Source organism: Streptococcus jiangjianxini (assembly GCF_040225085.1).
Lineage (GTDB): Bacteria > Bacillota > Bacilli > Lactobacillales > Streptococcaceae > Streptococcus > Streptococcus jiangjianxini.
Window position 1 is genome coordinate 61,649 of the sequence record NZ_JBEHGL010000013.1, and the last position, 11,007, is coordinate 72,655.

Genomic DNA, 11,007 nt, shown 5'->3' on the forward strand with positions numbered 1-11,007 from the left:
ATGAGGCTGTGGTAAAAAATATTTTGACGAGTGTTTTAAAAAAAAGATAAAATTAGTTGATTTTAATTTAGAAAATTAGTTACCAATCTCGCCTTGAGATGAAAATAAGCAAAACTGGCATTAGTTACTATGAATAGGGAGAAGCAGTGAACATTTATATATTAGAGGATGACCTTTTCCAGCAATCCTATTTAGAATTTTTGGTTGAGGAAATCTTGGTGACAAAAGATTTTAAAAGCAGTACCATCTTTTCTTTTGATGAACCGGAAAAATTATTATCAGTTATTTCTGGTAAGGGACAGAAGCAAATTTTTCTGTTAGATATCGAGATTCACCAAAATGAGCAGGCGGGCTTACAGTTAGCACAAGCTATCAGAGAGCAGGACCCCTTAGCTACAATCGTTTTTATCACGACCCATACTGAAATGATGCCACTTGTCTTCCAGCTGCAAGTCGGTGCCATGGATTATTTAGACAAGGACCTTTCCAGAGAAGACTTGAAGCAAAGGCTGACATCTTTGTTAGAAAAAATAAACGAGAGTAGTGAGCTAGTAGATTTGGAGGACTACTTTGTTTATGAGATGGAGTACACAGAGGTCCAACTCCCCTTTGCTAAAATCAACTACATCGAGACCTCCCCAAGACCTCATAAATTAATTCTCCACACCAACACAGACCGCATTGAATTTACAGGAAAATTACAAGAAATCCTACAAAAAGAAAAACGTTTCATCAAGTGTCATCGGTCTTATGTGGTCAATCCGAAAAATATCAGTAAAATCAACACTAAAGAAAGAGCAGCCTACTTTAGTGACGGTAGTTCTTGTATTATTTCAAGAACAATGGTCAAAGAGTTGAAAAGAATAGTGAAAGAAGGGAGAGAGGTGTGACCGATTTAGTTCAATTTTTAGTTCAGTTCATTGACACACTGTGTTTTGTTTTTCTCTTTGCATTTACACAGGACAAAAAAATTACATTATGGCAATGTTTACTAATTGCTTTAGGAAAATACATAATCTTTTCAATACTATTTCTTTTTTTACCGAATTTCTTTTTTGAATTGGTCACTCCATTTTATTTTTTAAGTGTTTCTTTTTTATTAAATAGAAAATTAGAAGCTTGTTTACAGATATTTAGGGGACTTTTTCCGATAACGCTACATCATATTATTTATCTTGGTTTGATCTATTTTATTATCCCCTTAGCTAAGATGGGTTATGAAGATGTTAATCGGAGTGTCATTATTTCAATCTCCCTTTCTATATCATCAACAATTATCTCTTATTGTTTTTTGAAATATTTTAATTATTATTTTAAAACAGAGTACTTTGCTAAATTAAACGCACAAGAGAGACGCTTTTTAATAATTATTAATGTTAGTATGATTTCATACTATATATTAATAAAATACGTTGTGCAAAGTGTAGGCGTTGATACCGACCTCTACAAAGCTTCAATTGTTTTTATTTATATTGTTTTCTTTTTGACCATGATCAATCGTCTTGATAAATCAATGCAGATTGAATTAAAAGAAGAGTTGATGTTTCAAAAGGATTTACAACTTCAAAATTTAAAAGAATACAGTAAGCAAATTGAAGATTTGTATATTGATATTAAACGTTTTAGACATGATTACCTGAATATCTTAAGAACGTTAGCTATCGGAATTGAAGAGAAAAATTTTACTGTCATTGAATCCATTTATCAGGAGACGATAAAAGACACAGATAAACCATTCAAGAATACCAAGTATGACATTGGACGATTAATCAATGTTAAAAATGATTCATTAAAAAGTCTGCTTGCCGTTAAGTTGACACAAGCTAGGGAAAATGGGGTAGTAACGTCTATTGAAATTCCTACTACAATTGATGTAGAGGATATTGAAATGATTGATTGTGTTACGATAATCTCAATATTATTAGATAATGCAATCGAAGCTGCTTTAAAATCCGAAAAGAAAATATTAAAATTAGCTTTTTTCGAAACAGTTTCACAACAGATAATATTAGTTGAAAACACGATAAAGGAAGAGAGGATTGAAGTCAAACAGCTCTTTGAATTAGGCTTTAGTTCAAATGGATACGGTAGAGGGATCGGACTAGCAAATGTTTCTTCAATTATTGGAAAATATCCACATATTGTTTTAGAAACAAAATCACAAAATTACTATTTTACTCAAACAATAAAAATAAAAAAGAGAGTAAAGAGAGCGATGTAAAAATCGGATTTCTACTAAATGACCAATTTTTACATCGCTCTCTATTTTTTCTTCAATTGATTTAGCTTCTCAACTTTCTAACGTGCTTTATAATCTGTTTTATGAATAATATCAAGAATTTTTTTAAAGATACTCTTACCTTTTCCTCCATCAATTTCAGCTAATTCTTTTTCGCTAAGCTCCTTGAATTGTTTAGACGTTTTTAAATGAGTCATTATTGCTTCTCCTTTTCGTAATAATGTTAAGTATAAACTAGATTTGTCTATTTATAACCAAAAATCCTGAATGGTTGTTATTTTGTTCTGAATGGATAAAAAACTAAGAAATTCAAGTTAAATATGATTTAAGTAAGTAGTATCGATTTTATTGTATATCATTCAAAATCTTATCCTTGTAATAATTAAAGAATGTTTTTTTCCCGATAATGCTTGTCACTCTTCCCTGCATGCCATATTTCAGAATACGGCTATCAGCTTCTGAAATCTTTGCCTGCGCTTTGACTTTAAAAAGATTTCCCTCCTTGGTTTCAGTTGAAGAAGCGTCGATAGCTCTGACTTTACCAATAACCACCAAATCTTGATTGCTGACTTTATCTAATCTGAGACGGACAGTTTGTCCTTTTTTAATTGTCGCAATGTCACTGGAATTGACGTAGTAAGTAATAGTGACTTTCCTCGTCTTACTCATATCAGGAAGGATCTGCGCAATCTCAGTCCCTTTTGGAATGATGCTCGTTTTAGATAGATGTTTTAAGAGGTGAACAATACCGTCTTGCGGCGCTTTAATCGTGTTATTTTGAACTTGAACATCTGCTTGTTGGAGTTTTCCCTCAAGCTCCGCGATTTGATTGGTAACAGTTGTCAACTGGTCATCCGTTTTTTGGATGTACTCCGTTCGGAGAATATCAATTTGTGATTGACCGTTTTGTGAGGCATTCTCTGTTAAAATAAACTTACCTCGGCTGTGGCTGAGGATTTCTTTAATTGTACTTTTAGGCGTGTGATACGTTAATAACTTTCCTCTTGCAGATCTAAAAGAAGTCATAGCCGTTTGCGGTGCTTGTTGTGATGGGATTTGAGGGGTCTGTTCCTGTATTCCTGTTGCGACATCTGGCTGACTAGAGGGGAGATTTGGCGTCTGAGGGACTTGAATTCCCTGATCTTGTTGTGGTGTTTGGCTAGGGTAGGGATAATTCCCATAGGGTTGTGATGGTGTCGTTTTAGGTTCCAATTCCTTTACTTTAAGCATAAAACTGTTATAAGTATTCAAATAGCCAAATTCATCCACACCATCATCAATGAAAAAATTAACCCCTTGCTTTAAACTGGCTTTCAAGGTTTCAAGACCAATTTTTTGCCGTTTAGCACTGGCTAATTGAGTTTCTAGAGCCGTTTTCTGAGATTCATCCATCGTCTCAGAATAGTTTAGGAGGACATCGTCTTTTTTGACGACTTTATTTTCCTCGAGGTGATGACTTGATAAGGGATTATCACTAGTTGATTGAATCGAGGCAATGACACTGGTTGGTGTGATTTCACCAATCGTTGAAACACTAATTTCTTTCCTGGCTACTAAAGAAAAGAGTCCTAAGAAGCCAACTAATAGGAGTAAGGGGTAAATCAGTAAGGTCGCAAAATTTTGGTAGCGTCTTCTGTAAAATTCAGCACTTTGAAAAAGATTCGGATTCATAAATTCTCCTTATTTACTAAATAAATGATAATAAAACCCTTGTCGTCTGACTAAGTCTCTATGCGAGCCTTCTTCGACAACTTTTCCTTGCTCTAGAACAAGAACTTTCTCCGTACGTTGGGCGATACTCAAGCGGTGAGCGACAAAGATAATGGTCTTATCAAGGGCTAAGAGGTTGTCAATGACCTTTTTCTCAGTTAAGACATCTAACCCACTAGTAGCTTCATCAAGAATGAGTGTTGGTGCTTTTGTGAGCAAGGCACGAGCTAGAGCAATGCGCTGCTTTTGACCACCAGATAGGCCGGCTCCATCTGAGAGTTCGGTCTGATAGCCCATGGGCATCTGCTCAATGTCTTGACGGATTTCTGCAATCTCACAAGCCTTCAGGATGTCTTCTTGGCTAACGGTTTCTTTGATACCTAGGGTGAGGTTTTCAAGAATGGAGCCATTAAAAATATAGGCTTGTTGAGGCAAGTAGTTGATATGACGTCGTAGCACTTTCTTATCCAACGTTTTAAGATCCGTGCCATTCAAGCGAATAGTCCCTTGATAAGGTTCGTAAAAATTGACAATCATCTTGGCAAGAGTTGTTTTGCCTGAGCCACTAATACCTACGAGAGCAACTTTTGTTTTTTCCTTGATGGTGATGGTAATATCAGACAAGGTGTCTCGTCCAAAACCATATTTATAAGAGACCTGATCAAAAACAATATCCCCTATAAGTGTGGCAGGATCGGTCTCAAAGGTCTGGTCTTTAAATTCGGAATCAACCAAGTAGACTTCATTGAGACGTGTGTTGGCAACTTTGGCAGATTGCAACTTGGTTTGCAAGTTGATGATATTTTCAAGGGGGTCAGTGAAATAACTTAACAGGGTATTAAAGGTGATGAGCTGACCAACGGAAATCTTTCCTTTAATGACAAGGTCTGATCCCAACCAGAGAATGAGGACGTTTAGAAGGAGTTGAGCGCCTTGCTTCAAGGCTGATTGAAGGGTTGACAGTTTGCTTAAGGTAAAGGATTTGTCTAAGTAATCGACAAATTCACGGTCAATCTTTTGATAACGAATTTCTTCGCTAGTTAATGACTTAATCGTTTCAATCCCATTAATATCCTCAATAATAGCTGAACTAACCATGGAGTTGCTTTGCATGACATCGTTATTCATGCGTTCAAAAGGTTTCATAAAGGCAAAAATAATCCCCAAATAAATGGGAATGGAAACTAAGGAGAGAAAGAAAAGGTTGGGGTTTTGAAGTAACAAGACACTTCCGACGATGATGACGATAGAGAAATCTAGGAAAAGGGAAAGAATAGTTGAAGCTAGTGCATCGATAATGGCATTGGCATCAGTAAAACGTGAGATAATTTCCCCAGTGCGTCTAGTCGCAAAAAAAGACATGGGCAAGTTAAAGATGTGCTTGATATAAGATAAAATGACATCAATCGTCAAACGCTGACTGAGCACAGTGAGGAGGTAGTCTCTGGCAAAGGTCATGATTTGTTGGATGATGTAGGTGATAATCAATCCAACAGAAATAATGCCCAGCGTGGATAGCATGTGATTGGGAATATAATCATCTAAAATGGATTGTAGATAATAAGAACCAACAATGTTAATGATGGTCACAAGGAGGCTAGCAATGACAATCTGACTAATAACAGCTTTCTGCTTAAAAATGAGGGGCAGAAAACTGGTCAAGCCATTCTTTTTATCCTTATGGGGCTTGTAGGATGGTTTAGGTCCCATAAATAAGGCAACACCAGTCCATTCAGAAAGGAAGGTATCGTAGGACATTTTAGTGACTTTGACACTAGGATCAGGATCACCAATGACTAGCCCTTTCTTGCCAGCCTGATAGACAACATAGTAGTGTTGTAGTTTTCCTTCCTTATTGACATGGGCGATGAAAGGATAGGGAACATCATCCATTTCAAAGAGACTAGCATCCGCTTGGATGGCTCGTGTTTCAAAGTCGATTTCTTGAGCAGCCCTGACAAGACCAAGAGCAGTAGTGCCCTCCTTATTGGTTTTAGCGAGTTCTCTTAAGTGAGCGAGTGAGTACCTAGACCCATAAAAAGTAGCAATAGAAGCCAAAGCTGCCACCCCACAATCCCTAGCATCAACCTGAGGGATAAAAGTTCGTTTATATGTTGACATTAAAACTCCTTTAATATTTTTAATTTATCGTAAGCTATTTAATACTATCAAAAATAAAGTAATGAAAATGAAAAAATCCTAAATGGTAAAAATAAGGTCTTAAACGGTAAAAAAATGACCGTTCAGAACAAAAAAATGACCATTCAGTATTTTAATGAAAAAATAACTAAATGTGAGTTACAATAAAAATGTGGTCGCGACATACAATATAAAATAGATCAAGGAGGTGAAAAATTACGAAAAAGAGTATTTATAATTAGAAATATGAGATTTTATAACAAACTATAATTTTTGGTAATTTTTCTTATTAAGGTAGGTGAAAATTTAATGAGTAAATGTTTGAAAAAAGTTCTAATTTTTAGTACTGTAATGTTAGTAATAATTGCTGATTTTACTGGTAGAACACATACTTTTTTGTCTAGTAGATCTCAAATAGTGTATGCTGATAGTAGATATGTTGTTATGAGTAAAGTTTTGTCAAAACAATAGGTACGAGATTGGGCCAAGTCGATAAGGCAAGGTGAACGAGTAGGCAAGGCATCTGCTTCAGCGGTGGGTTATCTTGTTAATTTAGCTTTTCCTGGTGCGGGTAAAATATTTTCCCTTGCTGGATTCGTCAAGCCAGCTTATCTTTCAAAAGTAAAGCAGGCTGCTGATCAAGGTAAAAGAATAAAAATGGTAGTTACTGATTCTAAAACAAACCATACTTCTTATTCAGTATCATATCAATTAACAATCGTAAATTAAGGAGGGGATTATGTTGTTTTTGAAAAGATGGTTTAATATTTTTTCTTGGTTTGCGACATGGCAAGTCATATATTCAGCCTTATCTGATTACTCGGTGTCATCTAGCTTAGTGTTTATTTTGATGCTCATATCTGGACTTCTAGCTTGTATTCCAGTAAAGTTCTATGAGAAGTTAAAAACTCAAATGAAAAAAGATTTGGCTTAATTTTATAACAAGAATAACAATAGAATACTAAACGTTTTGTAGTCTATCTTTTTTAAGAGTTCGGGCAAAAAGTCCAGCCTCTCAATATAGAGTTCGTTTTAACATCCTAACGCAGTGGTTTAATGGCAGTTTCGTTTGCGTTTCACGCTTGGAAACATAGCTATTCAACTGTTCGGGGGTGGGAAGACGAACTCTTTTCTCTTATTCTTAAGGAAATAAATTCTATTTATTCTGTGATTGATATTTTTATGTTGTGGAACAGTATTCTTTCTATACTTTAGTTATCATTTTTCTAGTAAAGATGCTATAGGCTAATATTTTCTTACCATTCACAACATCAAAACGACCATTCAGGATTTTAATAAAAAAATAACCAAATGTGAGTTATAATAAAAATATAGTCGCGACATACAACATAAAATAAGGAGGTATTCAGATGAATACAAAAACAATAACAAGTTTTCAAGAAATACAATTGGAAACTTTATCTAAGATAAATGGTGGAGCAAAAGATGAATTTTCCAAAATGATTTACAATACTGGAAAAGGTATTAGAAATGGGATTATTGATGCAGGAAAATTTGCGGATAAGACCATAAAAAAAGGGAAAAGAATGGTTTGTGGAAGAGTTGATTTTTGCTAAAAATAATAGGAGAAGTTGATATGATAAAAAATTATAATCTGAGTGATGATGAATTAGCAGTAATCCAAGGTGGCGGAAAGGGACCTGTTATTAAAGTGTGACTATGGATAGTTTATTTAGGATTAATGATAAAATCTTAAACTTTAAAAAAAGTATATTTTTTTGTTTAGGTTTTATATCTTTAACGTTTCTGATACAATTGCCATATGCACTCATTATCAAAGATGATACTTTTCGAGAACAGAGCTATATACCAGAGATACTTGTCAAGTTAGTTGCCTTTGTAATGATGTATCTGGCACTATTTTATATCATCAGAAAGTTTTCTATTTGGTCTGGTACACCGTTAACCATGTCAATTTTTAAGTTGGATAGCTCATTAAGAAAAACTTTTACAAAATATCTTCTTGGTTTTTTAATACTTTATCTTATTTTTCTTATCTTAGTGTATCTTAAAACAATCACACTTACAGTGACTCCAGTACCAACAGTGTTAAATTGGGACAAACACCCATTCATAAACGTTTTAGAGATATTACTAATAGCTATTGTTCAGCCATTTTTTGAAGAGGCACTATTTCGTGGTATATTACAGGAAAAATTATCAAAGAGATTTTCTCCTTTGTTGAGTATTATCCTTGTAGCTGTTGTCTTTTCTTTTGTTCATTTTTATACTTTTGAGATAAATGTACAATTAATTTCCGGTTTATTCTTTGGCTTTCTTTATTGGAAGTTTCGAAGCATTGAATCAACATGGATTTTTCATTCAATATATAACGGTGTGATATTTCTCATGATGATAATTTTTAACACTTAAATTTTTAGTTAGGTAATAAATAAAATAGAGGTATATATGAAAAAATTTTTTACATTAACACAAAATGAACTATCTGAATTAGTAGGTGGTGATTCAAAGAGTTACTGTGCGGAGTTGATAGCAGGTAGAATTTTTAGAAAAAGACTATTGAATCAACCTATTACTAAAGAAGATTTAAAATGTAAATAGAAAGTAAAATTAAATGAAAAAAAATACATTTAGAGAAATTCCTATTGATACTTTAGAAAAAGTTGAAGGAGGTCAAGGATTTTTCTCAAAGGTCTCAAAAAAGGTAGCAGATCTTGGTGATTCAGTAAAAGGGATCGTAAAAGGTTTAATGGGTCAATAAAAAGATATCTGCTTATAATTTAGGACAGTAAGGAAAAAAGAAATATCTATCCCAGCTTTATTGATAAAACTGGGATTTTTATAAACTTTTGTCAGCAGGTAATAAATATGAAGCAGTCTAACATTTAGCGAAATTAGAAAATGAGAACTTAAAATTCTTTTTAAAAAGTTATCTAAAGTTACATCCCAGATAAGTAGAAAATATGTAATAATTTTAAATTTTTGAGTGATATGGGATATCTTAGTTGCTAGAAAACTAATTTGTTATGTTATCTTGATATTTTTAAGAAAAAATAATTCAAAAGTAAAATAATGAGTAAAAGGAGACTTTTAATTGAGTATAGATACGATAACTTTATTGGTATTATTAGTCATTCAAACATGGATAGTACCAAAATGGCATAAAAAATATTTGTTAGCAGTGATTCCAGTAACTATGGTTTTAATGGTTTTCATGGGCAATCATTTATCATTCAATATTGTGTCAGTGCTTGGATTAGGATTATTGTTCTTTGTTTGCTATATGGCAGGATTATATCAATGGAAAGACAATAAAAAATGAAAGCAACAAGACGAACACACTATTTATTACCTCTTATATTAGTAACCGTCTATCCTTTGATGGTTCGTAAGGTACTTAGAACATTTACATTTAGTTTAGAAGTTAACTGGTCACTTTGGATTCTTATAGGAAGCAGCATTGCTTTTCTTTGCTTTAGGGCAATTCAGTCCCATTTATCGGCTGATGAATTGAAGTTAAGGTCTCCGAACCTGAAAAATATCATGCTAACTCTGGCTGCCTTTTGCCTTCTTTTGGCATGGGGGATTTTCGTGAGAGATAACTTTCCACTAACTCATAACCAAGAGGGATTGATGGTGGATTTTGCTAAAGCTAATACTTTATTTGTACCTGTTTTATATGCCAACCTTTGCTTAATTGGTCCTGTGAATGAAGAAATCATGTATCGTTTATTTGTCATTAAAGGACCAGGAGGATCTTTACCCAGAGGAGTTGATGTTATGTTATCCTCGACCTTATTTAGTTTAGCTCATCTGCATGTTTTGTCGTTGACAGATTTCCTCTGTTATTTTGTTATGGGACTTATTTTTGCTCTTGTTTTTAAGGCAACAAAGTCTATCTATTATGCCATTGGACTTCACATTTTGTGGAATAGCTTTGTCCCCTTGCTTGAGCTCTTAATTGTTATTCTTAAGATGGTGGGATAAACTTTCTACCATTTAGAACAAAAAAAACAACTATTCAGAATTTTAATAAAAAAATAAACAAATGTGAGTTATAATAAAAATGTGGTCGCGACACACAACATAAAATAAGGAGGTATTCAGATGAATACAAAAGCAATGGAAAAATTTAACGATTTGAACTTTGCTGATCTTGCTACTGTAGAAGGTGGTGATGGAGGAGCATCTTTATTATGGTTCTTGATAGGTGGGGTTTATTCATACTATGCTAATGAAGCTACGGCTAGCTGTCGGAAAAATCCTAAAAAATGGCACTGTATTAATATTAAATAATAGGAAGGAATAAGTAAAATGAGACAGGTAGAATTACAATCAGCAGAATTAGAAACTATTGTCTGTGGGAAAGTTTGTTCAGTATTTGATATTTTTTGTGTGATTGGAGAGGGGATAAAAAGTAGTAGCAAGGGGCCAGTTAGACCACCTACTTGTAGTTATCCTTCTGCTTGGAATCCAGCTCCAGTAATTAGGTGTTATTGAAGGAAGTATTTATGAAAAAAATACTTATAATTGCTATACAAATACTAGTTTCGGCACCTTTAATTTATTATATTAGAGAAACTTTTGGTATATATAGTTTCATACATTGGGGGCTATTCCTCCTTATCTACTTAGTTAATCTCATCATTTATAAGAAAATTTGTCAGAAAATTACACCTAAATAAGTTATCTCAATTTTATTAGTCACTCAATTATTGATAGTGTGGGGTAAATATAAGATTGGTTGTTAGTTTAATTTACTATGCAATTGATTTTATTATCAGGCTCCTTCTCGAACGGTAGAATTTTCCCATTTAGGACGTTTCGGTGACCGTTTAGGATTTTAATAAAAAAATAACCAAATGTGAGTTACAATAAAAACGTGGTCGCGACCCACAATATGAGATAGATCAAGGAGGTATTCATTATGAATACAA

12 protein-coding genes are annotated in these 11,007 nt (G+C 33.7%); 9 read left to right on the forward strand and 3 right to left on the reverse strand.

The features are described 5' to 3' along the window. Positions 1-146 precede the first annotated feature (146 nt). Both ABP870_RS06985 and ABP870_RS06990 read left to right on the forward strand, forming a co-directional pair. Positions 147-890 (forward strand): LytR/AlgR family response regulator transcription factor, encoded by a 744-nt coding sequence (locus ABP870_RS06985; RefSeq protein ID WP_350014732.1) that lies wholly within the window; start codon positions 147-149, stop codon positions 888-890. After that, entirely contained in the window at positions 887-2,221 is a 1,335-nt protein-coding gene (locus ABP870_RS06990) for a sensor histidine kinase (protein ID WP_350014733.1), read from the forward strand. Before ABP870_RS06985 ends, ABP870_RS06990 begins: the two co-directional genes overlap by 4 nt. Positions 2,222-2,298: 77 nt before the next feature. Here ABP870_RS06990 and ABP870_RS06995 read toward each other — a convergent pair whose 3' ends face one another. From ABP870_RS06995 to ABP870_RS07005, 3 genes are all read right to left on the reverse strand, one after another. Then, positions 2,299-2,436 (reverse strand): bacteriocin class II family protein, encoded by a 138-nt coding sequence (locus ABP870_RS06995; RefSeq protein ID WP_018380440.1) that lies wholly within the window; start codon positions 2,434-2,436, stop codon positions 2,299-2,301. 148 nt (positions 2,437-2,584) lie between these two features. Beyond that, positions 2,585-3,910: an HlyD family efflux transporter periplasmic adaptor subunit gene (locus tag ABP870_RS07000; RefSeq protein WP_350014735.1), complete on the reverse strand. Its 1,326-nt coding sequence runs from the start codon at positions 3,908-3,910 to the stop codon at positions 2,585-2,587. Positions 3,911-3,919: 9 nt separating this feature from the next. Continuing rightward, positions 3,920-6,070, reverse strand: a complete 2,151-nt coding sequence (locus tag ABP870_RS07005) for a peptide cleavage/export ABC transporter (RefSeq protein ID WP_350014737.1) — start codon at positions 6,068-6,070, stop codon at positions 3,920-3,922. A 1,388-nt stretch (positions 6,071-7,458) separates the two neighbouring features. Between ABP870_RS07005 and ABP870_RS07010 the strand changes: the two genes are divergently transcribed. The 7 genes from ABP870_RS07010 to ABP870_RS07040 all read left to right on the forward strand — a co-directional run bounded on the left by ABP870_RS07010 (position 7,459) and on the right by ABP870_RS07040 (position 10,366). Continuing rightward, positions 7,459-7,665: a ComC/BlpC family leader-containing pheromone/bacteriocin gene (locus tag ABP870_RS07010; protein WP_350014738.1), complete on the forward strand. Its 207-nt coding sequence runs from the start codon at positions 7,459-7,461 to the stop codon at positions 7,663-7,665. 103 nt (positions 7,666-7,768) lie between these two features. Beyond that, positions 7,769-8,482: a CPBP family intramembrane glutamic endopeptidase gene (locus ABP870_RS07015; RefSeq protein WP_350014739.1), complete on the forward strand. Its 714-nt coding sequence runs from the start codon at positions 7,769-7,771 to the stop codon at positions 8,480-8,482. Positions 8,483-8,518: 36 nt separating this feature from the next. Next, on the forward strand, positions 8,519-8,671 hold the full coding sequence (locus tag ABP870_RS07020; protein ID WP_350014740.1) for a hypothetical protein: 153 nt from the start codon (positions 8,519-8,521) through the stop codon (positions 8,669-8,671). 13 nt (positions 8,672-8,684) lie between these two features. Then, positions 8,685-8,831 (forward strand): hypothetical protein, encoded by a 147-nt coding sequence (locus tag ABP870_RS07025; RefSeq protein WP_350014741.1) that lies wholly within the window; start codon positions 8,685-8,687, stop codon positions 8,829-8,831. 333 nt (positions 8,832-9,164) lie between these two features. Further along, positions 9,165-9,392, forward strand: coding sequence for a hypothetical protein (locus ABP870_RS07030; protein ID WP_350014742.1), 228 nt, complete (start codon positions 9,165-9,167; stop codon positions 9,390-9,392). Continuing rightward, on the forward strand, positions 9,389-10,057 hold the full coding sequence (locus ABP870_RS07035) for a CPBP family intramembrane glutamic endopeptidase (protein ID WP_350014743.1): 669 nt from the start codon (positions 9,389-9,391) through the stop codon (positions 10,055-10,057). The genes ABP870_RS07030 and ABP870_RS07035 overlap by 4 nt, the downstream gene beginning before the upstream one ends. A gap of 120 nt (positions 10,058-10,177) precedes the next feature. Further along, the gene (locus tag ABP870_RS07040; protein WP_350014744.1) at positions 10,178-10,366 is read left to right on the forward strand and encodes a hypothetical protein; all 189 of its coding nucleotides are present in this window, start codon (positions 10,178-10,180) and stop codon (positions 10,364-10,366) included. Positions 10,367-11,007: the final 641 nt, after the last annotated feature.